This window comes from Streptomyces sp. NPDC002795 (genome assembly GCF_042888725.1).
Lineage (GTDB): Bacteria > Actinomycetota > Actinomycetes > Streptomycetales > Streptomycetaceae > Streptomyces.
Map to the genome: position 1 here is coordinate 111,876 of NZ_JBIAQB010000009.1, position 23,764 is coordinate 135,639.

The 23,764-nt window shown below is 72.7% G+C and carries 20 protein-coding genes; 5 read left to right on the plus strand and 15 right to left on the minus strand.

Annotated features, from left to right (window positions below; translation table 11 throughout):
- Positions 1–65 precede the first annotated feature (65 nt).
- Entirely contained in the window at positions 66–869 is an 804-nt protein-coding gene (locus ACFYWS_RS26745; protein WP_389280662.1) for an SDR family NAD(P)-dependent oxidoreductase, read from the plus strand.
- Between the two features lie 106 nt (positions 870–975).
- On the opposite strand, the gene ACFYWS_RS26750 is transcribed toward ACFYWS_RS26745, so the two are convergent.
- Positions 976–2,172, minus strand: a complete 1,197-nt coding sequence (locus ACFYWS_RS26750; RefSeq protein WP_389280663.1) for a MarP family serine protease — start codon at positions 2,170–2,172, stop codon at positions 976–978.
- Between the two features lie 93 nt (positions 2,173–2,265).
- Here ACFYWS_RS26750 and ACFYWS_RS26755 point away from each other — a divergent pair, with 93 nt between their 5' ends.
- The gene (locus ACFYWS_RS26755; RefSeq protein ID WP_389280664.1) at positions 2,266–3,075 is read left to right on the plus strand and encodes a peptidoglycan recognition protein; all 810 of its coding nucleotides are present in this window, start codon (positions 2,266–2,268) and stop codon (positions 3,073–3,075) included.
- Positions 3,076–3,091: 16 nt separating this feature from the next.
- On the opposite strand, the gene ACFYWS_RS26760 is transcribed toward ACFYWS_RS26755, so the two are convergent.
- From ACFYWS_RS26760 to ACFYWS_RS26770, 3 genes are all read right to left on the minus strand, one after another.
- Positions 3,092–4,438: a hypothetical protein gene (locus ACFYWS_RS26760; RefSeq protein WP_389280665.1), complete on the minus strand. Its 1,347-nt coding sequence runs from the start codon at positions 4,436–4,438 to the stop codon at positions 3,092–3,094.
- A gap of 17 nt (positions 4,439–4,455) precedes the next feature.
- Positions 4,456–5,604: a PP2C family protein-serine/threonine phosphatase gene (locus tag ACFYWS_RS26765; protein ID WP_389280666.1), complete on the minus strand. Its 1,149-nt coding sequence runs from the start codon at positions 5,602–5,604 to the stop codon at positions 4,456–4,458.
- A 131-nt stretch (positions 5,605–5,735) separates the two neighbouring features.
- Positions 5,736–6,236: a GNAT family N-acetyltransferase gene (locus ACFYWS_RS26770; protein ID WP_389280667.1), complete on the minus strand. Its 501-nt coding sequence runs from the start codon at positions 6,234–6,236 to the stop codon at positions 5,736–5,738.
- 32 nt (positions 6,237–6,268) lie between these two features.
- Here ACFYWS_RS26770 and ACFYWS_RS26775 point away from each other — a divergent pair, with 32 nt between their 5' ends.
- Positions 6,269–7,177 carry a TIGR01777 family oxidoreductase gene (locus ACFYWS_RS26775; protein ID WP_389280668.1) on the plus strand — a complete coding sequence of 303 codons (909 nt, stop codon included), beginning with the start codon at positions 6,269–6,271 and terminating at the stop codon, positions 7,175–7,177.
- 51 nt (positions 7,178–7,228) lie between these two features.
- Here the strand turns inward: ACFYWS_RS26775 and ACFYWS_RS26780 are convergent, their stop codons facing one another.
- The 10 genes from ACFYWS_RS26780 to ACFYWS_RS26825 all read right to left on the minus strand — a co-directional run bounded on the left by ACFYWS_RS26780 (position 7,229) and on the right by ACFYWS_RS26825 (position 20,720).
- Positions 7,229–7,744 carry a DUF4240 domain-containing protein gene (locus ACFYWS_RS26780; protein ID WP_389281050.1) on the minus strand — a complete coding sequence of 172 codons (516 nt, stop codon included), beginning with the start codon at positions 7,742–7,744 and terminating at the stop codon, positions 7,229–7,231.
- Positions 7,745–7,872: 128 nt separating this feature from the next.
- Complete coding sequence (locus ACFYWS_RS26785) at positions 7,873–8,865, minus strand: helix-turn-helix transcriptional regulator (protein WP_389280669.1); 993 nt, start codon at positions 8,863–8,865, stop codon at positions 7,873–7,875.
- Positions 8,866–8,904: 39 nt separating this feature from the next.
- On the minus strand, positions 8,905–9,684 hold the full coding sequence (locus ACFYWS_RS26790; RefSeq protein ID WP_389280670.1) for a VOC family protein: 780 nt from the start codon (positions 9,682–9,684) through the stop codon (positions 8,905–8,907).
- A 116-nt stretch (positions 9,685–9,800) separates the two neighbouring features.
- Positions 9,801–12,506 (minus strand): pyruvate dehydrogenase (acetyl-transferring), homodimeric type, encoded by a 2,706-nt coding sequence (gene aceE, locus ACFYWS_RS26795; RefSeq protein ID WP_389280671.1) that lies wholly within the window; start codon positions 12,504–12,506, stop codon positions 9,801–9,803.
- 235 nt (positions 12,507–12,741) lie between these two features.
- Complete coding sequence (locus ACFYWS_RS26800; protein ID WP_326022828.1) at positions 12,742–13,365, minus strand: GntR family transcriptional regulator; 624 nt, start codon at positions 13,363–13,365, stop codon at positions 12,742–12,744.
- 252 nt (positions 13,366–13,617) lie between these two features.
- Positions 13,618–15,366 (minus strand): 2-oxoglutarate dehydrogenase, E2 component, dihydrolipoamide succinyltransferase, encoded by a 1,749-nt coding sequence (sucB, locus tag ACFYWS_RS26805; RefSeq protein ID WP_389280672.1) that lies wholly within the window; start codon positions 15,364–15,366, stop codon positions 13,618–13,620.
- A gap of 97 nt (positions 15,367–15,463) precedes the next feature.
- Positions 15,464–16,852, minus strand: a complete 1,389-nt coding sequence (gene lpdA, locus ACFYWS_RS26810) for a dihydrolipoyl dehydrogenase (RefSeq protein WP_389280673.1) — start codon at positions 16,850–16,852, stop codon at positions 15,464–15,466.
- 272 nt (positions 16,853–17,124) lie between these two features.
- Positions 17,125–18,648 (minus strand): leucyl aminopeptidase, encoded by a 1,524-nt coding sequence (locus ACFYWS_RS26815; RefSeq protein ID WP_389280674.1) that lies wholly within the window; start codon positions 18,646–18,648, stop codon positions 17,125–17,127.
- A 143-nt stretch (positions 18,649–18,791) separates the two neighbouring features.
- Positions 18,792–19,565, minus strand: a complete 774-nt coding sequence (locus ACFYWS_RS26820) for an adenosylcobinamide-GDP ribazoletransferase (RefSeq protein WP_389280675.1) — start codon at positions 19,563–19,565, stop codon at positions 18,792–18,794.
- Between the two features lie 81 nt (positions 19,566–19,646).
- The gene (locus ACFYWS_RS26825; protein WP_389280676.1) at positions 19,647–20,720 is read right to left on the minus strand and encodes a nicotinate-nucleotide--dimethylbenzimidazole phosphoribosyltransferase; all 1,074 of its coding nucleotides are present in this window, start codon (positions 20,718–20,720) and stop codon (positions 19,647–19,649) included.
- Positions 20,721–20,960: 240 nt separating this feature from the next.
- Between ACFYWS_RS26825 and ACFYWS_RS26830 the strand changes: the two genes are divergently transcribed.
- The gene (locus ACFYWS_RS26830; protein WP_389280677.1) at positions 20,961–22,034 is read left to right on the plus strand and encodes a class I SAM-dependent methyltransferase; all 1,074 of its coding nucleotides are present in this window, start codon (positions 20,961–20,963) and stop codon (positions 22,032–22,034) included.
- A gap of 13 nt (positions 22,035–22,047) precedes the next feature.
- Here the strand turns inward: ACFYWS_RS26830 and ACFYWS_RS26835 are convergent, their stop codons facing one another.
- Complete coding sequence (locus tag ACFYWS_RS26835) at positions 22,048–23,262, minus strand: bifunctional adenosylcobinamide kinase/adenosylcobinamide-phosphate guanylyltransferase (RefSeq protein WP_389280678.1); 1,215 nt, start codon at positions 23,260–23,262, stop codon at positions 22,048–22,050.
- 93 nt (positions 23,263–23,355) lie between these two features.
- On the opposite strand from ACFYWS_RS26835, the gene ACFYWS_RS26840 reads away from it, so the two are divergent.
- The gene (locus ACFYWS_RS26840) at positions 23,356–23,604 is read left to right on the plus strand and encodes a hypothetical protein (protein WP_389280679.1); all 249 of its coding nucleotides are present in this window, start codon (positions 23,356–23,358) and stop codon (positions 23,602–23,604) included.
- The last annotated feature ends 160 nt before the right edge of the window (positions 23,605–23,764 follow it).

Below are 23,764 nucleotides of genomic sequence, written 5' to 3' on the forward strand. Positions count from 1 at the left end.
ACGTGCCACCGAAGCGTACGGTGAGCAGCGTGCGAGGACGCACACAGGAACGTAAGGGAGTCGCCATGAACAGCCAGAACGGCCTCAACCGCTACGAAGGGCGCCGTGCGCTCGTGACCGGTGGCGGGTCCGGCATCGGCCAGGCCACCGTGCTGCGCATGCTGGCGGAGGGTGGCCGGGTCGTCGCCGCCGACGTCAGCGAGGCCGGCCTCGAAGACACCGTGAGCAGGGCCGGCGCCGACGCCGAGCGCCTCACCACCGTCGTCGTGAACATCGCCGACGAGGAGTCCGTGCGCGACGCCGTGGCCGGGGCCGTACGGACGCTCGGCGGCCTGGACGTACTCGTCAACGCCGCCGGCATCCTGCGCTCCTCGCACACCGAGAAGACCAGCCTCGCCGAGTTCAACCAGGTGCTCGCGGTCAACCTCACCGGCACCTTCCTGATGATCCGCGAGGCGATACCGGCACTGCTCCAGGGCGAGGGCCCCGCCGTCGTCAACTTCAGCTCCACGTCCGCGATGTTCGCCCACCCGTACATGGCGGCGTACGCGGCGAGCAAGGGCGGCATCCAGTCCATGACGCACGCGCTGGCCGCCGAGTACAGCAAGCAGGGCATCCGGTTCACCGCCGTGCAGCCCGGCTCCATCGCGTCCGGCATGACCGACGGCTCCGGTCAGAGCAAGCAGAGCCAGGGCCCCGGCCTGCCCGAGGACACCGACTGGAGCCTCTTCGCGAAGCTGTCGCCCTCGCTCGGTGACGGCTTCGCAGGGCCCGAGTCCGTGGCCGGTGTCGTCGCGATGCTCGCGTCGCAGGACGGGAAGTTCATCACCGGTACGGAGATCCGTATCGACGGCGGCACCCACTACTGAGCCGACTCCAGCCGCTGACGGGCACGCTCGACGCGCGCCGACTCGACGTACGGGCCCGTGCCGTTGCACTCGACGGTGTCGTCCCGACGGGGAAGTCGCTCTCGGCCTAAGAGGACACCAGCGCCCCGGTGTCCACCGCCGTCGTCGCTGACGCCGCCCGCCGCGCGTCGGGCGACACCTCGTCGGCCGTCAGCACGTAGCCCGTCCCGTCGTCGGTCGTGGACCGGGCGAACACCACGCCGTACACCTCGCCGTCCGTGTCGAGGAGCGGGCCGCCGGAGTTGCCGGGGAGGACCGTGGAGCGGATCGAGTAGATGTCGCGCGAGACGTTCCCGGAGCCGTAGATGTCCTGGCCCGCAGCCTTGATCGTGTCGTCGACCGTGGCGGCCTGGAGGTCGAGGCTGCCGTTCTGCGGATAGCCCGCGACCACGGCGGCGTCCCCGCGCTCGGCCGAGTCGTCGAAGCGGAGCGCGGGCGCGTCGAGCCCGGGGACGTAGAGGACCGCCACGTCCTTGTCGGGGTCGAACAGGACGACCTTCGCCTCGTACGCCTGGCCCGTGCCGCCCACCCGCACCGTCGGGTCGTCGATGCCCGCGACCACGTGCGCGTTGGTCATGACGTGCTCGGAGCTGTACACGAAGCCACTGCCCTCGCGGCCCTGGGTGCCGGACGCGCCCTGCACCTTGACGCTGCTGCGCTGGGCCGCGCCGGTCGCCTTCGCCGTCACGCTGTCCCCGGAGGGCTTCGCGACCTTGGCGGGCGGCTCGCTCGCGAACGGGTCGAAGACCTGGGGGAAGCCCGCCGAGGTGAGCGCCCCCGTGGCCTGCGAGAACCAGGACGGCGTCGTCGACGGCATGGTGTGCTGCACCGCGCCGAGCACCGAGGAGTTCCGGATCGTCTGGTTGAGGACCGTGGAGGAGGAGGCGACGAGGACGCTGCCCGCCACCCACGCCACCACCAGGACGGCCACCGCGGTCGCCGCGCCGCCGCCCACCCCGTCGGCCACGCGCAGCGGACCCGGCGCGTGCGACATCCCGCCGCGCACCCGCGTCGCGAGCAGCCCGGCGAGACCGTGCCCGGCGACCGCGGGCACCAGCACCGTCAGGACGGCGACGACGGTGGCCGACGTGGTGCCCGGCGTGACCGTCTCCATCAGGTACGGCAGCAGCCAGACGCCGACGGCCGCACCGCCCACGAACCCGGCCAGCGAGACACAGCCCGCGAGCAGTCCGCGCCGATAGCCGGACACGGCGTAGGCGAGGGCCACCACGAGCAGCAGCACGTCGAGTATGTGGAGGTCCATACCGGTAAGAAACGCCCGGGCGCCCCCGATGGTTCCACCACCTGGCCCACTGTGGCTGACCGCACAGGGCGCGCAGGGCCCAGGGTGAGAAGCGTGCGTGTCATACGGAGAAGGTTGCGCTGGCTGCCCGGGGCCCTGGTCCTCGGGCTGTTTCTGCTGTGTGCCGCGGCGGTCGACCGGCCCGGTCCCGAGCGCCTCGCGACCACGGCCCGCGGCGAGCCGCAGGCCTCCGCGGGATCGGCGAAGCGGGTCGCGGCCGTGGGCGGGCGCGTACCGGCCGCGCGCCCCCGGATCGTGCCGCGCTCGCGGTGGCTCGCGGGAGCGGAGACGTACCACCGCGACCCGATCCGCTACGGCGACCGCGTCAAGGCCGTCTTCCTGCACCACACCGACTCGCCGAACGACTACGACTGCGCGGACTCGCCGCGCATCATCCGCTACCTGTACGCGGGTCAGGCGGGCGGCGGCGCATCGGGCGGCAAGGAGTGGGACGACATCGGCTACAACTTCCTCGTCGACCGCTGCGGAACGGTCTACGAGGGGCGCGCGGGCGGCATCGCCCGGCCCGTCGTCGGCGCCCACGCGCAGGGCTTCAACCGGAACACGGCGGGGATCGCCGCGATCGGCACGTTCACCGAGGGCACCCCGGTGCCGAAGGCGATGACCGAGGCGATCGCCGCCCTCTCCGCCTGGAAGCTGGACCTGTCCAGGATCGACCCGCGCTCGCACGTGCGCCTGGTGTCCAGCAACGACCTGGCCCGCTTCAGGTCGGGCAAGGCGCACAACTTCTTCGCGGTGTCCGGGCACCGCGACGGCTACGAGACGTTCTGCCCCGGCCTCGCCCTGATGGGAAAGCTGCCCGAGATCAGGGAACGGGCCGCGGCGCTCCAGAACCGCCTGTAGGGCTTGCTCACCGGCCCTACGCGGGCTTGAGCTGGCCGCCGCCCTCCAGCTGGTACTTCTTCCCGTGCAGGTCCGGGCTGGACGCCTTGTCGTACGTCACCGTGTGACCGTTGCCCACGATCACGTCGGAGACCTTCGCCCCGCCGGCCAGCTTCAGGCCCTTCAGCGCCGAGTCCCCGGACACGGACCACTGCGTCCTGGGGCCGAGCGTCAGCGACGCCGCTCCCACGATCTTTCCGTCCAGATCGGCGGAGCCGGTCAGGTCGAGGGTGGCGGAGGAACCCTTCGTCACGGCGACGCTGCCCTTCAGCTTCTCGCCGTCCGCCGTGAACTTCGCGGTGCCCTTGTCCGTGACCCGCAGCAGCTTGCCGTCCTTCGTCTGCACGTCGGCGCCGCCGCTCAACTCGATCTCGGCGTCGGCCTGTTGGACCGCGAAGATGTCGCCGTCGGAAGCCTGGAGCGCCCCGCCGGTCATCCGGTACGAGGTCTCGCCGTCGCCGCGCAGCACCACACCGCCCGCCGCGGCGGACGCCCGGACGTCCTTCAGGGTCAGCGAACCCCCGGCCTCCACGGTGAACGCCTCCGAGTTGGCCAGGTCGAACAGCGTCTGCGACAACGACACGTCACCCGCCGTCTGCACACCGGGCGACCCGCAGCCCGCCGAGGTCATCGTGCCGCCGGACACCGTGACCTTCCCGCCGCCCGGCCCGACCGCCACCGGAGCCGCCTGCGCGGCCGCCGTGTCGATCTCCACGTACGTCAGGTCGAGCGCGCCGCCGTGCGCGGCCGCCACACCGTGCGAGGAGGCGCCGTGAGTGCGGATACCGGCCGAGCTGAGCGTGGCCTTCGTGCCCTCGCCCGAGGCGAAGACCGCGATCGCGCCCTTGTTCTGGGTGGACATCCGGCCGCCGGACATCGTGAGCGTGCCCCCGTCGCGGGCGAGCGCGGCGGCGTTGAGGCCGTGCCCGTCGGACGCGGTGACGGACGAGGTGCCGCCGTGCTTGATGAACTTCCCGTCGCGCGTCGTCAGCTTCCCCGAACCGGACACGAGCAGCGCGGACTCGTCCGGCTTCGTCGTCTTGAACTCCTTCTGGGCCTTCGCCTTCACGGTCTTGTCGGTGACCGTGTACGCGGCCTTCGCGCGCGGCTCCGCGTCCGGGCCGTGGTCATCGGCCGAGCGGTCCGTGACACAGCGGGCGCCGCTCGCCGTCGCGGCGGGCGAGGCCGTGGGCGGCGGATTGGTCGCCCCGTCGTCGTCGGAACAGGCGGACAGCGTGGACACGGCGAGCGGCAGCAGCAGTACGGAGGCGGTGGCCGCGGCTCGGCGGTGTCCCTGGCGGCGCGGGAGTCCCGGGTTCTTCATGCGCCTACGTTCACACCTCACGCCTCGCGAGGCACGTCCGGGGTCCGCGTGGCGCCGGGAGCGGACACGAGAGGGGCGAAGACGAGCAGTGTCAGATCGTCCCTGACCGCTCCCGCGAACCGGATGACGTCCCGCCACACCGCGTCCGTGAGCCCGGCCGGATCCTCGCCCGCGAACTGCGGGAGCCGGTCGGCGAGCGGATAGAACTCCCCGTCCCGGTTCCGCGCCTCCGTCACCCCGTCCGTCGGCGCGATCAGCCGGTCCCCGGGCCGCAGCTCGACCGTCAGCCGCTCGGGCGGCGCGGCCTCCGCGAGGCCGAGACCGAGCGGCGCCCCCGACGGCACGTCCAGCTCGGTCACCCGCCCGTCGCGCAGCAGTAGCGGGGGCGGATGGCCGCAACTGATGACGCGTACGACGGGCGCTTCGCCGGGGGAGGGGTCGGGGAATTCGAGCAGCACCGCCGTCGCGAACAGCTCCGCGTGCTCGTCCTCCGCCGTGTCCACCACGAGCCGCCGGTCGAGCCGCGCCGCCACGCCCTCCAGGTCCGGCTGGTCGAGCACCGCCTCCCGGAACGCGCCGAGCAGCCCCGCCACCGTGCCCACCGCCGACAGACCATGGCCCTGTACGTCGCCGACGACCGCCCGCACGCCGGTCGGGCTCTTGCGCACGTCGAAGAGGTCGCCGCCGACCAGGGCACCGCGGTGCGCCGCCCGGTACAGGCCCGCGCAGCACACGGCGCCGACCCGCTCGGGCAGCGGCGGCAGCACCGCGAACTGGGCGGCCTCCGCGACCGTGCGCACCGAGACCAACTGCTCGTCCCTGCGCCTGCGTACGAGGGCGATCGCCGTGCTCAGTACGGCGACAAGACCCACCGTCAGGATGTCGCTGTCGCCGGGGCGCCCGAAGCCGGTGCGGGGCAGTTCGAGGAGCAGGACGACGAAGCCGCCGTAGAGGGCCGTGGCCGCGGGACCGTACGACAGCGCCGCGAGCGGCGGGATGGCCGCGAGCGGGAACGCGAGCTCGAACCGGTATCCCGTGGGGGCCTGCAACGCGTACAGGACCACCAGCAGCCCGATCGGCAGCCATCGCACCCAGCGCGGCGGCGGCGCACCGCGCAGCCAGGCGCGCTCCGCCTCGTCTCTGCGGCGCGCCACGGGCCAGGTCATGCGGGCTACGGCTCCCTTCGCGACGGAGACGTTGGACGGGGTGTCGGAGACAAGGGGGTGTTGGAGGTGTCACCTCACCCTGCTACGAGTCGCCGCCCGTCGCACGCCGTGACCGCGCCGCGCCGGGCGGCCTACAAGGCCTGTCCCATCAGGACGTCGTCCACGTACGCCCCGTCGAGCAGGAACTCCTCGGGCAGCACGCCCTCGACGACGAAGCCCTCCGCCTCGTACAGCTTCCGTGCCGGGGTGTTGTGGCCGAGGACGCGCAGCGTGATCCGGCGCGCGCCCTGCCGTCGCGCCAGCGCGACCGCGCCCCGCACCAGGGCCCGGCCCGCGCCGCGCCCGCGGGCCGCGTCGCCGACCGCGAGCCCCATGATCTGCCGTACGTGCGCGTTCGTCTCCAGGGGTGTGGGCCGGCCCAGGCGGACATAGCCCACGAGCCGGGCGTCGAGCTCGGCGACGAGGTGGTCGCGCGGCCCGAAGCGCTCGTTGAAGAACGGCGAGGGGGCCGGGTCGAGCGGCTTCACCGCGTGCAGATACGACCAGGTCTCCCGGTCGAGACGGTCGAGCGCCGCCTCGTCCTCGGGGACGGCGAAACGTATGTGGGCCTCGGAGCCCTCGGGGGCTGACATGCGGCCGACTGTACGACGGGCAGGATGGGCCCATGACACGTTTCGCGGTGGCGGGCGCCTCCGGACTCATCGGCTCCGCCCTGGTCCGGTCCCTGACGGACGACGGGCACGACGTGGTGCGCCTGGTGAGGCGCGCCCCACGGGTTGCGGACGAGGCCCGCTGGGATCCGAAGGAGGGTTACGTCGACACGTCGCGGCTCGCCGGCTGCGAGGCGATCGTCAACCTCGCGGGGGCCGGGGTCGGCGACCACCGGTGGACGGCCGCGTACAAGCGGGAGATCCGCGACAGCCGGGTCCTCGGCACGCAGACGCTCGCGCGGGCGGCGGCCGAGCTGGACACGCCGCCGCGCGTCTTCCTCAACGGCAGCGCGGTGGGCTACTACGGCGACACGGGCAGCCGGACCGTCGACGAGTCGGCCCCCGCGGGCGACGGCTTCCTGCCCTCGCTCAGCGTCGAGTGGGAGGCGGCGGCCGCGCCCGCGCACCAGGCGGGCATCCGTACGGTGTTCGCCCGTACCGGCCTCGTCGTCGCGCGGGGCGGAGGCGCCTGGGCCAAGCTCTTCCCGCTGTTCAAGGCGGGGCTCGGCGGGCGCATGGGAGACGGCCGGCAGTACTGGTCGTACATCGCGCTCGCCGACCATGTGGCGGCGCTGCGGTACCTCTTGGACACGGACGACCTGGCCGGTCCTGTGAACCTGACGGCGCCGCAGCCCGCGACGAACCGTGAGGTGACGGCGGCGATGGGGCGGGTCCTGCGGAGGCCTGCGGCGCTGCCGGTTCCGTCCTTCGCCCTCCGTGCGGTCCTCGGCGAGATGGCGGGGGACGTCCTGGGGTCTACGCGGGCGGTGCCCACGCGGTTGCTGGAGTCGGGGTTCGAGTTCGCGCACCCGGGGGTGGATCAGGCGATCCGGGCGGCACAATCAAGCCCCTGCGGCGATTGAGCAGGCCCGTCCGGCAGGACTGTCGGGAATGGCCCCGCCCCGCTGCCGCGGCTACCCGAACCGTGCCGTCAGTCGCGGGTACGTCCGGGACATCACCCCGTCGTCCTCGAAGTCCAGAGGGGTGCCCTCCGGTTCCGGGGGCGCGGGGGAGAGGCCCAGGTCGGGGGCGACCACCCCGGTCAGCTGCTCGTACGCCTCGTCCGCCGCGTAGCCGATCTCCTCGCCGTCCCCGTCGACCTCCTCGTCGAAGTCGTCCAGGAGTTCCGCCAGCGAGTCCGGGTCGTGCAGCGCCCCCTCGAACATCTCCCGGCCCTGGCCGATCAGCCAGCACCGGAAGTAGTCGAAGGCGTCGTCGCTCACCCCGTCGAGCAGCACCCACGCCGCGCCCCAGAGGTCCCAGCGGTACGCCCGGTTGTACCGGGACTCGAAGTGCCGGGCGAAGTCGAGCACGAAGTCCGGATCGGACCGCAGCAGCCGCTCGACGAGCAGCTCGGCGTGGTCCTCGGGGTCGCCACCCGCGGCCTCACGCGTACTGTCCACGATCTCCCAGAACTCGGTCTCGTCCATCACGGGACCAGCATCGGCCCTGTACCGATGGGGCGCACGCCGAGCGCGGGAGCTGCTCCACTTCGTTATGCATGCACATGCCCACGGCACGCCCCGGAGCGCCGCCCGGCGCCGCCCGGCACGCACCGTCAGCCGTACCACCCCCACATCCGCCGCGCGGCCAGCGCGAACCGCTCCCGCAGCGCCTCGGGAGCCACCACCTCCGCCTCCGGCCCGAGCGCCATGAGCTGCGTGTACGCCACGTCCTCCGACTCGACCGGCAGTGTCACCGTCACCCGCCCCTCCGCGTCCGCGGCCTCCGCCGACCCCACGGCCTCGCGCGCGGACGCCGGATCGGTGGCGTACGGCAGCTGACGTACCCCCGAGGGCGTGAGCCGCACGACGACCTCCGACCGCAGCAGTGCCCGCACGAACTGCGCCGACCGCTCCTCCCAGAACGCGGGCAGGTCGAACGCGTCCTCCCCCTCGGACCGCCCGAACCGCTCCTCGCCCGGCTCCACGGCCGTGAACCGGTCGACCCGGTACACCCGGAAGGCGTCCGCCCCGCGCACCGACGCCGCCAGGTACCAGACCCCCGCCTTGAGCACGAGCCCGTACGGCTCCAACTCCCGCTCCACGTCCTCCTCCCGCCCGAGCGAAGTGCGGTGGTAGCGGACCCGCACCACCCGGTCCTCCCACACCGCCTCCGCGAGCGCGGGCAGCAGCTCCGGCGTCTGCGGCTCCTGGAACCAGCCCGGCGCGTCCAGATGGAAGCGCTGCGCCGCCGCCCGCGGCGCGTCCCGCAAGGAGGGCAGCAGGGCCGCCGACACCTTCAGATGCGCCGCCGACGCCGCGTCCTGAAGGCCCATCTCGCGCAGCGCCCCCGGCACCCCCGACAGGAACAGCGCCTCCGCCTCGCCGCGCGCCAGCCCCGTGAGCCGCGTCCGGTACCCGCCGATCAGCCGGTACCCACCGGCCCGCCCCCGGTCCGCGTACACCGGAACCCCGGCCTCGATGAGCGCCTGCGCGTCCCGCGTCACCGTCCGCTCGGACACCTCGAGCTCGCGCGCCAGCTCGGCCGCGGTCATGGACGGCCGGGACTGGAGCAACAGCACCATCTTGATCAGGCGGGCAGCACGCATACCGTCATCATGAAACGCTCCACTGACAACGGGCCCCGCTCATACCGCCGGGGCCGCGAATCGCATCACCGAGAACGCCGCGCCCTGCGGATCCGCGAGCATCGCGAACCGGCCCGGCGCGGTCACCGTCGGCTCCACCAGGACCTGCCCCGACAGCTCCGTACAGCGCTCGGCCACCGCGTCCGGATCGTCCACGGACACGTACAGATTCCAGTGCGAGGGCACCTCGGGCGGGAACTGGCCGGTCGACATGTCGACCATGCCGCCGAAGGGCTCGTCGGCGACGGACCACTGCGTGTAGCCGCCGTCCGCGCTCGCGCCCCAGCCGAGCACCGACTGGTAGAAGTCCACCGAGCCCGCCCCGTCCCGCGTGTGGAGTTCGAACCAGCAGAAGCTGCTCGGCACGTTCACCGCCTCGAACCCGGCGTGCTCCCGCGGCTCCCACAGCCCGAAGGCCGCGCCCGCCGGATCCTGGCAGACCGCGAGCCTGCCCTGGCTCCGCACGCCCCTCGGACCCACGACGCCCCGGCCGCCGTTGCCGCCCACGCGCGCGGTGACCGCGTCGATACCGCTGGACTGGAAGTACGGCAGCCACGCGGCGGGCTGATGCCGGTTCATCACCGGGCCGACCCCGGCGACCTGCGGCCCGTCCGGGCTGTCCAGGGCGAACAGGCCGTACCCGCCGTCCTCGTCCTCGGGATCGTCGACCGCCCGCGAACTCCAGCCGAACAGCGCCTCGTAGAAGAGGCGCGCCGCGGGCGGATCGGGGGTGGACAGATCCGCCCAGCAGGGCGCGGAGGGGGTCTTGGAGATCTTCATGGAGGTATGCCTCCCAAGACGGTGAACGGGCCCCCGGAGCGGACGCGTCCATTCACGCACGCGTGCCCCGCCCCGGCAATCGGGACGGGGCACGCACGCGTACCTCTCAGCAGGCCTTACAGGCCGTAGCGCTCGCGCGCCTCCTTCACGGCCGTCGCCTTGACCTCGCCGCGGCGGGCGAGCTGGGCGAGGGACGCGACGACGATCGACTCGGCGTCGACACCGAAGTGGCGGCGGGCGTCCTCGCGGGTGTCGGAGAGGCCGAAGCCGTCCGCGCCGAGCGAGGTGTAGTCCTGCTCGATCCACTGCGCGATCTGGTCGGGGACCTGGCGCATGTAGTCGGAGACGGCCAGGACCGGGCCCTCGGCGCCGGCCAGCGCCTGGCGGACGAACGGCACCCGCTCCTCGCCGTTCAGCAGCGCCTCGTCGGCCTCCAGGGCGTCGCGACGCAGCTCGGTCCAGGAGGTCGCGGACCACACGTCGGCGGCCACGCCGAAGTCCTCGGCGAGCAGCTGCTGCGCCTTGAGCGTCCAGTGGATCGCCGTACCGGAGCCGATGAGGTTGATCCGCGGGGCGTTCGCCGCCGCCACGTCCACACCGGCGGTCTCCGCCGTGTTGAAGCGGTAGAGGCCCTTGATGATCGCCTCGTCGAGACCGTCCACGGCCGGCTTGGCCGGCTGCGGCATCGGCTCGTTGTAGACCGTCAGGTAGTAGAAGACGTCCTGGTCCTCGCCCGGCTTGGCCTCGCCGTACATGCGGCGCAGACCGTCCTTCATGATCGCGCCGATCTCGTACGCGAACGCCGGGTCGTACGTCACGGCCGCCGGGTTGGTGGCCGCGATCATCGGCGAGTGGCCGTCCGCGTGCTGCAGGCCCTCACCGGTGAGCGTCGTGCGGCCCGCCGTGGCGCCGATGACGAAGCCGCGGCCCATCTGGTCGCCGAGCTGCCAGAACTGGTCGCCGGTGCGCTGCCAGCCGAACATCGAGTAGAAGATGTACAGCGGGATCATCTGCTCGCCGTGCGTCGAGTACGACGTGGCGGCGGCGATGAAGTCCGCGAGCGAACCGGCCTCGTTGATCCCCTCGTTGAGGATCTGGCCGGACTCGGACTCCTTGTAGTACATGAGCTGGTCGCGGTCGACCGGGTCGTACGTCTGGCCCTTGGGCGAGTACAGACCGAGCGACGGGAACAGCGACTCCATGCCGAACGTGCGCGCCTCGTCGGGAATGATCGGCACCCAGCGCTTGCCGGACGTCTTGTCCCGTACGAGGTCCTTCAGCAGGCGTACGAGCGCCATCGTCGAGGCGACGGTCTGCGTGCCGGAGCCCTTGTCGAACGAGGCGAAGGCCTTGTCCGCGGGCGCGGGCAGCGGCGCGAGCGGCTGCGTACGGCGGGCCGGGGCGGGGCCGCCGAGGGCGGCGCGACGCTCGGTGAGGTAGCGCAGCTCGGGGGAGCCCTCGGCGGGACGCGCGTACGGGACGACGCCGTCCTCGAAGTGGCTGTCCGGGATCGGCAGGTCAAGGAGGTCACGCATCCCCTTGAACTCGTCGATCGTCAGCTTCTTCATCTGGTGGTTGGCGTTCTTGGACTCGAAGCCCTTGCCGAGCGTGAAGCCCTTCACCGTCTGGGTGAGGATCACGGTCGGCTTGCCCTTGTGCTCGACGGCCGCCTTGTACGCCGCGTACACCTTGCGGGGCTCGTGGCCGCCGCGGGAGGTGTGGAAGCACTCGGAGATCTTGTCGTCGGACAGGACCTTGGCGAGCTCGATGAGCGCCGGGTCGGTGCCGAAGAAGTTCTCTCGGATGTAGGCGACGTCGCGGGTCTGGTACGTCTGGAACTGGGCGTCCGGGACCTCGCGCAGGCGGCGCAGCAGGGCGCCGGTGGTGTCGAGCTGGAAGAGCTCGTCCCAGGCGTTGCCCCACATGGACTTGATGACGTTCCAGCCGGAGCCGAGGAACTGGGCTTCGAGCTCCTGCACCACGCGGAAGTTCGGACGGACCGGGCCGTCAAGGCGCTGCAGGTTGCAGTTGATGACGAAGGTCAGGTTGTCCAGACCCTCGCGGGCGGCGAGCGTGAGCGCCGAGGTCGACTCGGGCTCGTCCATCTCGCCGTCGCCGAGGAACGCCCAGACGTGCGAGTTCGACGTGTCCTTGATGTTCCGCGCGGTCAGGTAGCGGTTGAACCGCGCCTGGTAGATCGCGGACAGCGGGCCGAGGCCCATGGACACCGTCGGGAACTCCCACAGCCAGGGCAGGCGCCGCGGGTGCGGATACGACGGCAGGCCGTTGCCACCCGCCTCGCGGCGGAAGTTGTCGAGCTGCTGCTCGCTGAGGCGGCCGTCGAGGAACGCGCGGGCGTAGATGCCGGGCGACGCGTGGCCCTGGATGTAGAGCTGGTCGCCCGAGCCGTCGCCCTCCTTGCCGCGGAAGAAGTGGTTGAAGCCGGTCTCGTACAGCCAGGCGGCCGAGGCGAAGGTGGCGATGTGGCCACCGACGCCGTGCTTCGAGCCACGGGTCACCATCGCGGCCGCGTTCCAGCGGTTGTACGCGGTGATCTTGGCTTCCATCTCCTCGTCGCCCGGGAACTCCGGCTCGGCGGCGGTGGGGATGGAGTTGACGTAGTCCGTCTCAAGAAGCTTCGGCAGCGCCAGGCCGCCCGCTTCGGCGCCTTCCAGGGTGCGCCGCATCAGGTACGCGGCACGGTGTGGCCCGGCCGCCTTGGTGACGGCGTCCAGGGAGGCCCGCCATTCGGCGGTCTCCTCGGGGTCACGGTCCGGGAGCTGGTCGAGCTCGCTCGGCTGGATGCGCATGGGGTCGGTCATAGTCGCCGCACGCCTTCCTGAGTCGAAGGGGGTGGGGTGGGGGTGCCCTTTGTCTTTGGCAGGACAGGGCGAGGTCCCGGTAGGGACCCATCCGGGACTGTAACTCCCTGATCGATGATCGATCAAAGGATTCACCCGCAAAATCTCTTCAGATCGAGAAAGTCGGCACAGGGTGTCGCCGGTTTTCCCGGTTCAGGGCACGGAGTGCCTGGTCAGAGCTGCGGACCGTGACGCCTCATGCGCGGGGCGCACACCCCAGGACGTGGGCCTTCACGAGGGCCGCGATCTCCGGGTCACGCCGCCGGAACGCGGCGACGAGATCGGCGTGCTCCTCCGCGTACGACTGCTGCACGGTGCCCAGCCAGCGGATGGACAGCGCGGTGAAGACCTCGATGCCGAGCCCCTCCCACGTGTGCAGAAGCACCGAATTGTCCGCCGCCCGCACCAGCGCCCGGTGGAACGCGACCGTGTGCCGCACCTGGGCGGTCCCGTCCGCCTCCTGGTCGGCCCTGTACAGCGCTTCTACGTGGGGTTCCAGGGCCGAGCAGTCGTCGGCGAGGCGGGCGGCCGCCAGCTCCGCCGCGATGGCCTCCAGGCCCGCCCTGACGGGGTAGGACTCCTCCAGGTCCGCCGCCGAGAGGTTCCGGACCCGCACGCCCTTGTTCGGCGCCGACTCGATGAGCCGCAGCGACTCCAGCTCCCGCAGCGCCTCCCGCACCGGGGTCTGGGAGACCTCCAGCTCGGTCGCGATCCGGCGCTCCACGATGCGCTCGCCCGGCTTCCAGCGGCCGCTGACGATCCCCTCGACGATGTGCTCGCGAATCTGATCGCGAAGCGAGTGGACGACGGGCGCGGTCATGGGGGCTCCTTGGCAGGGTGGACCCGGTGGGTCGGCGGGGACCCTTAGACAATACGGCCGCTGCCCTGGCCAGACGGGGTACGGCCGCGCATGCGACGGGTGATGCCGGTTACAGAGAGCGTTTGTCGCGGCGGGCTACAGAAGGGGGTGCCCGCCGGAGCGTGCGGCTACGCACGCGCGCGTACGACGGCGCCCCCGACCGGAAGCTTCCGGTCGGGGGCGCCGTCGTACACCTGCTGTCTTTACCTGCCCTTACAGACCGAGCTCGGCGGTGAACTCGCCGGCCTCGAGGATCTGCTTGACCGTCGTCAGGTAGCGGGCGGCGTCGGCGCCGTCCACCAGGCGGTGGTCGTAGGAGAGCGTCACGTAGGTCATGTCGCGCACGGCGATGGTGTCGCCGAGCTCCGCGTCGGAGATGACGACGGGGCGCTTGACCGTGGCGCCGATGCCCAGGATGGCGACCTGGTTCGGCGGGACGATGACGGTGTCGAAGAGGGCGCCGCGCGATCCCGTGTTGGAGATCGTGAAGGTCGCGCCGGACAGGTCGTCCGGGGCGATCTTGTTGGTGCGGACCTTGTCGGCCAGCTCGGCGGTCTTCTTGGCGATGCCCGCGATGTTGAGGTCACCGGCGCCCTTGATGACCGGGGTCATCAGGCCCTTCTCCGAGTCGACGGCGATGCCGACGTTCTCGGAGTCGAAGTAGGTGATGGTGCCCTCGTCGTAGTTCAGGCGGGCGTTGATGACCGGGTGGGCCTTCAGCGCCTGGACGGCGGCCTTGACGAAGAACGGCATCGGGGACAGCTTGACGCCTTCGCGGGCGGCGAAGCCGGTCTTGGCCTTGTTGCGCAGCTTCATCAGCTTGGTGATGTCGACCTCGATGACCGAGGACAGCTGGGCCTGGTCGTGCAGCGCCTTGTGCATGTTGTCCGCGATGGCCTTGCGGATGCGGGGCAGCTTGACCGTCTGGCCGCGCAGGGGGGAGGCCTCGATCGACGGGGCCTTCGGCGCGGCAGCGGCGGCCGGGGCGGCTGCGGCGGGGGCCTGGGCCTTGGCGGCTTCGGCGGCGGCGGTGACGTCCTGCTTGCGGATGCGGCCGCCGACGCCGGTGCCCTTGACGGTGGACAGGTCGACGCCGTGCTCGGAGGCGAGCTTGCGCACGAGCGGGGTGACGTAGGCGCCCTCGTCGGCCGGGGTGACCGGCGCGGCGGGGGTGGCCGGCGCGGCCGGGGCGACCGGAGCCGCGGGGGCGGCCGGCGCGGGGGCCGGAGCGGCCGGGGCGGCGGGAGCCGCGGGGGCGGCCGGAGCCGGGGCCGGGGTGGGCTCGGGGGCCGGAGCGGCGGCCGGAGCGGCCGGGGCCGGGGTCTCGGCGGCGGCCGGGGCGGTGCCCGCGGCGCCGACGACGGCGAGCTTGGCGCCGACCTCGGCGGTCTCGTCCTCGGCGACGGTGATCTCCAGGAGAACGCCGGCGACGGGGGAGGGGATCTCGGTGTCGACCTTGTCGGTGGAGACCTCGAGCAGCGGCTCGTCCTCCGCGACCTCCTCGCCGACCTCCTTGAGCCAGCGGGTGACGGTGCCCTCGGTGACCGACTCGCCCAGCGCGGGCAGCACGACGTCGGTACCGGAGGCGCTGCCACCAGAAGGTGCGGGCGCGGGCGCGGCGGGGGCCTCGGGAGCCGGGGCCGGAGCGGCCTCGGCGGCGGGGGCGGCCGGAGCCGGGGCCTCGGCGGCGGCCGGGGCGGGCTCGGCGGCGGCCGGGGCGCCCGAGCCGTCGTCGATGACGGCCAGCTCGGCGCCGACCTCGACGGTCTCGTCCTCGGCGACCTTGATGGACGCGAGTACACCGGCGGCGGGCGAGGGGATCTCGGTGTCGACCTTGTCGGTCGAGACCTCGAGCAGCGGCTCGTCGACCTCGACGCGCTCGCCCTCGGCCTTCAGCCAGCGGGTGACAGTGCCCTCGGTGACGCTCTCACCGAGCGCCGGAAGGGATACGGAAACCGGCATGGTTTCGGTTGCTCCTTAACGGTGTGCAATGCGCGGCAACGCAGTGCGGAAGTCTGTGGTGGTCGGTCGTCGCGCCCAGGTGCGACAGGGGCGTGGCTCAGTCGTGCGCGTGCAGCGGCTTGCCCGCGAGGGCCAGGTGGGCCTCGCCGAGCGCCTCGTTCTGCGTCGGGTGCGCGTGCACGAGCTGGGCGACCTCGGCGGGCAGCGCTTCCCAGTTGTAGATCAGCTGGGCCTCGCCGACCTGCTCGCCCATGCGGTCGCCGACCATGTGGACGCCGACCACGGCACCGTCCTTCACCTGCACGAGCTTGATCTCGCCCGCGGTCTTCAGGATCTTGGACTTGCCGTTGCCCGCAAGGCTGTACTTCAGCGCGACGACCTTGTCCGCACCGTAGATCTCCTTGGCCTTGGCCTCGGTGATGCCGACGGAGGCGACCTCAGGGTGGCAGTAGGTCACGCGCGGGACGCCGTCGTAGTCGACCGGAACCGGGTTCAGGCCGGCCAGGCGCTCCGCCACCAGGATGCCCTCGGCGAAGCCGACGTGCGCGAGCTGGAGGGTCGGGACCAGGTCACCGACGGCCGAGATGGTGGGGACGTTGGTCTGCATGTACTCGTCGGCGAGCACGTAGCCACGGTCCATGGCCACGCCCTGCTCCTCGTAGCCGAGGCCCTGCGAGACCGGGCCGCGGCCGATGGCGACCAGGAGGACCTCGGCCTCGAAGGTCTTGCCGTCGGCGAGGGTCACGCGGACGCCGTCCTGCGTGTACTCGGCCTTCTCGAAGAACGTGCCGAGGTTGAACTTGATGCCGCGCTTGCGGAAGGCGCGCTCCAGGAGCTTGGAGCTGTTCTCGTCCTCGACGGGGACGAGGTGCTTGAGGCCCTCGACGACCGTGACGTCGGTGCCGAAGGACTTCCACGCCGAGGCGAACTCGACGCCGATGACGCCGCCGCCCAGGACGATCGCGGACTGCGGCACGCGGTCCAGCTTCAGCGCGTGGTCCGAGGAGATGATGCGGTTGCCGTCGATCTCCAGGCCCGGCAGCGACTTCGGCACGGAGCCGGTCGCGAGGAGGATGTGACGGCCCTGGATCCGCTGGCCACCCACGTCCACGGACGTCGGGGAGGAGAGCTTGCCCTCGCCCTCGATGTACGTCACCTTGCGCGAGGCCACGAGGCCCTGCAGGCCCTTGTACAGGCCGGAGATCACGTCGTCCTTGTACTTGTGGACGGCGTTGATGTCGATGCCCTCGAAGGTGGCCTTGACACCGAACTGGCCGGCCTCGCGTGCCTGGTCGGCGATCTCGCCGGCGTGCAGCAGGGCCTTCGTCGGGATGCAGCCGTTGTGCAGGCACGTGCCGCCGAGCTTGTTCTTCTCGATCAGGGCGACGTCCAGGCCCAGCTGCGCTCCACGCAGGGCCGCGGCGTAACCGCCACTGCCACCGCCGAGGATCACTAGGTCGAAAACAGTGCTGGCGTCGTTCGCCACGTCACGTCCTCCATGCATGTGCGCCGTACGCCGGTCTCCGACGACCGGGCGGCGGGGTGTGCGGCCGCTCGTTCTTCGGCCCTGGGTGAGGGCCCTGTCCTGCCGTACCCCATCCTCGCACTTGTCGGCGGCAGTCGGGACGTCGGGCTGGGGGGTGAGACGGCCGTTACACCGGAAACAGCCGTGACAAGCGAGGACAAACCCGAAGATTTCGTTCAAAGCGAACAGCCCCCGGTGCTGTGCACCGGGGGCTGAACAGTGACTTTCCGGGGTCAGCCGAGGTCGCCCGCCGCCGTCCGCTCCGCGAGACGGACCAGCGTGCGCACCGCGGAACCCGTGCCGCCCTTCGGCGTGTAGCCGAACGGGGCCGACTCGTTGAAGGCCGGGCCCGCGATGTCGAGGTGGGCCCACGTGATGCCCTCGCCGACGAACTCCTGAAGGAACAGGCCCGCGACCAGGCCGCCGCCCATCCGCTCGCCCATGTTCGCGATGTCGGCGGTCGACGAGTCCATGCCCTTGCGCAGGTCGGCCAGGAGCGGCATCGGCCAGGCCGGCTCGCCGACCTCCTCGGCGGCCTCGTGGATCGAGCCGCGGAAGGCGTCGTCGTTGGCCATGATGCCGAAGGTGCGGGCGCCGAGCGCCAGCATCATCGCGCCGGTGAGCGTCGCGACGTCGACGATCGCGTCCGGCGTCTCCTCGGAGGCCTTGGCGATGGCGTCGGCGAGCACGAGGCGGCCCTCGGCGTCGGTGTTCAGCACCTCGACCGTCTTGCCCGAGTACATGCGCAGCACGTCGCCGGGGCGGGTGGCCGAGCCCGACGGCATGTTCTCGGCGAGCGCCAGCCATCCGGTGACGTTCACCTCAAGGCCCAGGCGCGCGGCGGAGACGACGGCGGCGAACACGGCGGCGGCGCCGGCCATGTCGCACTTCATCGTCTCGTTGTGACCGGCCGGCTTCAGCGAGATGCCGCCCGAGTCGTACGTGATGCCCTTGCCGACGAAGGCGAGGTGCTTGTCCGCCTTGGCGCTCTTGTACGAGAGCTTCACCAGGCGCGGCGCCGAGGCGGAGCCCGCGCCGACGCCGAGGATGCCGCCGAAGCCGCCCTTCTCCAGGGCCTTCTCGTCGAGCACCTGCACCTTGATGCCGTGCTCCTTGGCCGCGGCCTGGGCGACGGCGGCGAAGGACTCCGGGTTCAGGTCGTTCGGCGGGGTGTTGACCAGGTCGCGGGCGCGGTTGAGCTCCTCGGCCACCGCGAGGGCGCGCTCGATCGCGGCCTTGTGCGCCTTGTCCCGGGGCTTGGCGCCGAGGATCGCGACCTCGGCGAGCGGCTCCTTGCCGTTCTTCTTCGGGTCCTTCGGGGACTCCTTGTAGGCGTCGAAGGAGTACGCGCCGAGCAGGGCGCCCTCCGCGATCGCGCCGACGTCCTCGGCGTCGTCGACCGGCAGCGCGAACGCGGCCTTCTTCGAGCCGGTCAGGGCGCGGGCCGCGACACCGGCGGCGCGGCGCAGCGTCTCGCCCTCGTAGGAGCCGTTCTTCTCGGGCTCGCCGCCGAGACCGACCGCCAGCACGACCGGCGCCTTGAGGCCGGACGGCGCGGGGAGCTTCGTCACCTCGCCCTCGCCGCCACTGGCGCCGAGGGCCTCCAGGACGGAACCGAGCTTTCCGTCGTACGCCTTGTCCACGGCTTCCGCGCCGTGCGCGACGACGGGGCCCTTGTCGCCCTTGACGACGCCGACGACGATCGCGTCGGCGCGCAGGCCGGTCGCCGCGGCGGTGCTGAGAGTCAGAGCAGTCACGGTGGTGAGGTCCCTCTTTCGTACGGGTGAGTCCGGCTTCTTCGCCGGGGTCGGGGGGAGTTGGCCCGCCCGTGGCTGAGCCTACGCCCGTCGTTCTTGGGGTGCTTCGTCCAGGTGCGGCCCGCCGCTGGGGCTTGAATGGTTCACCCGAGCGTGAGGATCACCAGGGACGTCGTGGCCGCCGTCTCGGCGAGTGCGCCGAAGACGTCGCCGGTCACGCCGCCGAAGCGGGCTACGCAGCGGCGGGACAGGAGTTCGGCCGCCGCGCAGCCGAGGACGACGGCGAGCGCGGCCTGGAGCGAGAGGGCGGCGCACAGTGCGACGACCACCGCCCCCGCGATCAGCGCCGCCCGGCGCGACACCGTCTCCGCGACCGCCGCGCCGAGGCCCTCCGGGCGGGCGGCCGGTACCCCGGTGCGGGAGGCGAAGGTCAGGGCGAGGCGCGCGGTCACCGCGGAGACGGTCGCGGCGAGGGCGCCGCGCCACCACGACTGCCCGAACTGGTCGGCCAGTACGGCGACTTGGGCGAGCAGCGCCAGGACGAGGGTGACCACACCGAAGGGGCCGATGTCGGACTGCTTCATGATCCGCAGCGCGTCCTCGGCGGGTTTCCCGCTGCCCAGGCCGTCCGCGACGTCCGCGAGCCCGTCGAGGTGCAGTCCGCGGGTCAGCGCCGCGGGCACCGCGACGGCGGCGACGGCGGCGAGCGGCGCGTCCGCCCCGAGGAAGGTCAGCGCCACGCCGACAGTGGCCGCGGCGAGGCCGACGACCAGCCCGGCGAGCGGCGCGCAGAGCATCCCGGTCCGGGCGGCCGCACGGTCCCAGCGGGTGACCTTCACCCGCAGAACGGTGAGGGTCCCGAAGGCGAAACGTATGCCGTCCGGCACGGAGGCGGGGGAGGAGTCGGTAGCGGACACCGGGGGAGGTTACCCGGCGCCATCAGGACGGATCTTTCCAGCCCCGCCGGCGCTTGAGGCGCGGGGACGTCCGGCCTCCCCCTACGCCTCCTGGTCGGCCGGCTCCGCCGAGTCCGCCTCCGGCAGCTCCGCCGCCAAGGACGCCGCCGCCTGCACCAACGGAAGCGCGAGAAGCGCGCCCGCGGCGCCGCCCACCCGGACGTCCTGGTCGAGGAGTACGTCCATGGCCATCCGGTCGAGCGCCTTCGCCTGGGCCGGTTCGCCGCTGGCGTGGGCGGCCAGCCACCAGTCGGGGGCGCGGAACGCGACGCGCTGGCCGACGAGCGCGCAGGCCGCGGAGACCACGCCGTCCAGGAGCACGGGCGTGCGCCGCACCGCGCACTGGAGCAGGAAGCCGGTCGCCGCCGCGAGGTCCGCGCCGCCCACCGTGGCGAGGAGCTGGAGCTGGTCGCCGAGGACGGGGCGGGCCCGGCGCAGCGCGTCCCTGATCGCCGCGCACTTGCGCATCCAGGCGAGGTCGTCGATGGGGTCGCCGCCGCGCCCGGTGACGACGGACGCGTCCGTGCCGCACAGCGCCGCGATCAGCGTGGCCGCCGCCGTCGTGCCGCCGACGCTGATGTCGCCGAGGACGACGAGATCCGTACCGGAGTCGGCCTCCTCGTCGGCGACCGCCATGCCCGCGCGGAACGCGGCCTCCGCCTCTTCGAGGGTGAGCGCGTCCTCGGTGTCGATGCGCCCCGAGCCGCGCCGCACGCGCCGGTCGTCGACGGACTTGGGCAGCTCGTCGGGCTCACAGTCGAGGGAGACGTCGACGACCCGTACGCCGACACCGAGCCGGCGCGCGAGCACCGCGCCTGCGGAGGCGCCCTCGACGACATCCCGTACGAGTTCCGTTGCGCTGCCCGCCGCCCGCTTCGACACGTCGAGTCCGGCCACGCCGTGGTCGCCCGCGAAGAGGACCACGCGCGGCCGGGCGACCGGTCGTACGGGCACCGCGCCCTGGGCGGCGCTCAGCCACTCGCCCAGTTCATCGAGGCGGCCGAGGGCGCCCGGAGGCACGGCGAAGCGGGCCCTGCGCTCCTCCGCGTCGCGGCGGGTCCCGCCGTCGGGGCGCTCGATCAGATCGGTGAAGTCGTCGAGGTTCAGCGAGCTCATTCGCCGAACAGTACCGGCCGTCGCGGACGTCTGGCCCCAGCCGCACCCTCCGTCACGGGACACCGATGGGTGCGTCCTTACGGCGGACGGTGGAGACGGGCGGTGAGTCGCCTCCGGCCTGTCATGAACTGCACGGAGATGATCGGTTGCGTTCGTATTCGCGTCGAATTGTCATATCTGGCGCGCTTGTTTAGGCACCGCAGACCACGGCAGCGCAGACCATGACTGGAGGCATCACCCTTGACCGCCCCCGCCACCCCCCAGGCCGTCGCCGAGCGCCGCCCCGCCTATCTCACCGAACTCGCCCAGGGCACCGAACGCTTCCACGAGCCGCGCCGCCCCGACTGCCCCTGGTGCGGCAGCACCCGGCTGCGCACGCGCCTGCGCACCACCGACCTCCTCCAGCACAAGCCCGGCAGCTTCACCCTGGTCCAGTGCGGGTCCTGCGCCCACTCGTTCCAGAACCCCCGCCTCACCCCCGAGGGCCTGGACTTCTACTACCGGGACTTCTGCGAGGGCCGCTACGCCGACCAGGCCGAGTGGATCTTCCGCGCGCGCACCTCCGCCCAGCGCGACCGGTCCCGCGCCCGCGCCCTCGCCGCGTTCCTCGAACCGGAGAGCTGGCTCGACATCGGCACCGGCCAGGGCCACTTCCCCGCGGCCGCCCAGGAGATCCTGCCGTACACGTCCTTCGACGGGCTCGACAGCGGAGACTGCGTCGAGGAGGGCCGCAGGGCGGGCCGCGTCGAGCGGGCCCACCAGGGCCTGCTCACCGAGCTCGCCCCCGGACTCCAGGGCGGCTACGACGCGCTGAGCATGTTCCATTACCTGGACCGCTCCCGCGATCCGCGCGAGGAACTGAAGGCGGCGCACCGCGTGCTGCGCCCCGGCGGGCATCTGATGATCGAGCTCCCCGACCCCGAGAGCCGCTTCGCGAAGCTCCTCGGCAAATGGTGGATCTCGTACTTCCAGCCGCAGCACCTGCACCTGATCCCGCTCGCCAACCTCCGCGCCGAACTGCGCGCCCTCGGCTACACGGTCGTCGCCGTCGACCGCCGCGCCGCGCACGTCCCGCTGGATCTCGCGGCCGGCCTCGCCCTGTTCGCGGGCCGGCACCTGCCCGATGCCGACGACCCGTGGCGCACCAAGGCCCCCGGCGAGGCCAAGCGCGTCCTGCGCAAGGCACTGATGTACGCCGTCGCGCCCGCGTTCCTCGCCGCCTGCGCGGCCGACCGGCTCCTCGCGCCACTGGCCCGCCGCACCCGCTTCTCCAACGCCTACCGGGTGATCGCGCGCCGCGACCCGGACGCGTAGCAGCGGATCGGGGTCAGCCGCGCAGCGCGAGCGGCTGACCCGCGACGACGAGCAGCACATGCTCGCACTCGGCCGCGAACGCCGCGTTCAGACGGCCGAGTTCGTCCCGGTAGCGGCGCCCCGACGCGGTCGCGGGCACGATCCCCGAACCCACCTCGTTCGAGACGGCGACGACGGTACGCCGCGCGCGCCGCACCGCGTCGACGAGCCCGGCCACCTTCTCCCGCAGCGCCTTCTCGCCACCGCCCGCCCACTCGGCGTCGTCCCAGGCCCCCACCTCGTCCATCGCGTACGTCAGCCACAGCGACAGACAGTCGACGAGCAACGGAGCCGTGTCCTCGCGATCCTCAAGCAGCGGCACGAGGTCGCAGGTCTCCGCCGTCCGCCACGAACCGGGCCGCCGCTCCCGGTGCGCGGCCACCCGCTGCGCCCACTCAGGGTCCTTGGCGGCTCCGCCGCGCGTCCCGCCGGTCGCCACGTACAGCACGTCGGGGAACGCCTCCAGGCGCCGCTCGGCCTCCACCGACTTCCCGGACCGCGCCCCGCCGAGCACCAGCGTCCTGCGCGGCACATCGGGCACGTCCTCGTACGTGCCGACGTCCAGGGTCGTGCCATCGGGCACGGCCCGCGCGCCCGCCGCCGCGAGCCGCCGCACGAGTTCCGGGCCCGGGAAGACGTCGTGGTCCAGATGGACGGCGAGGACATCGGTGGTCGGGCCGATCGCGCCCGCGGCGCGCAGCCGGGCCAGCGCGTCGGGGCGGCCGACGACATCGGCGAGCACCATCTCGTACGGCGCCCGCGGCTCGTCGAGGCCCGCGGGCGCGGTGCCCGGCGGCAGATACAGCAGCCGCTCGCCCTCGGGCCCCGTCACCTCGTAGCCGGTGCCCGGCGCGTCCAGCGCCAGCGCCCGCACCCGGTGCCCGCTCATGAGCGCCAGCTCCCGGCCGTCCGGCACCCGGCCGGGCTGCGGAAGCCCCGCGGGCACCTCGACCGCGGGCCCGTCGTGCGGATGCGAGAGCAGCACCTGCCGCACGCCGCCGAGGCTGTGGCCCGAACGGGCCGCGGCGAACGCGGCCCCGGGCGTCAGGTCGAGCAGCAGCGTCCCGTCGATCAGGACCGCCGTCGCGGCACGGGCGTCGCGGCCGAGCGCGGTGGCGCATGCGGCGCAAGGGCAGTCGGGGCGGGGCAGCCCGTCGGGGCCGCCGGTGCCGAGCAGTGTCAGTTCCACAGGAAGATCCTCCCGCGCCCCCTTCATCGACGCGCGCCCGGATAGGCTTCCGGGGACAGCGGCACAGCGGACGTCCGAGACCGGGAGGCTGACATGGCGGCGTGGACGTGGCGGTTCGAGAAGTCCGACGGGACGGAGGTGGCTCCCGCGGTACAGCCCGAGGAGTTCACCACACAGGGGGACGCCGAGTCCTGGGTCGGCGAGTACTGGAAACAACTCGCGGACGGAGGAGCCGACCAGGTCACTCTCCGCGAGGACGACAAGGTCATCTACGGCCCGATGAGCCTGCACCCGGAGGACACATCGACTCCGTCAGGCTCTTCAAGCCCCGCCGAGGGCTGAGCCTCTTAAGCCCCGCCGGCGATTGAGGCGCGGGGTGCGGGGGGGGGCCCCCCGGCCCCCCCCCCCGGGGGGGGGGGGGGGGGGGGGGGGGGGGCCCCCCGGCCGCCGGGGGGCGACGCCCGCGGGGGGGGGTGGGGTGGACGCCGCGCGCGAGGGCCCG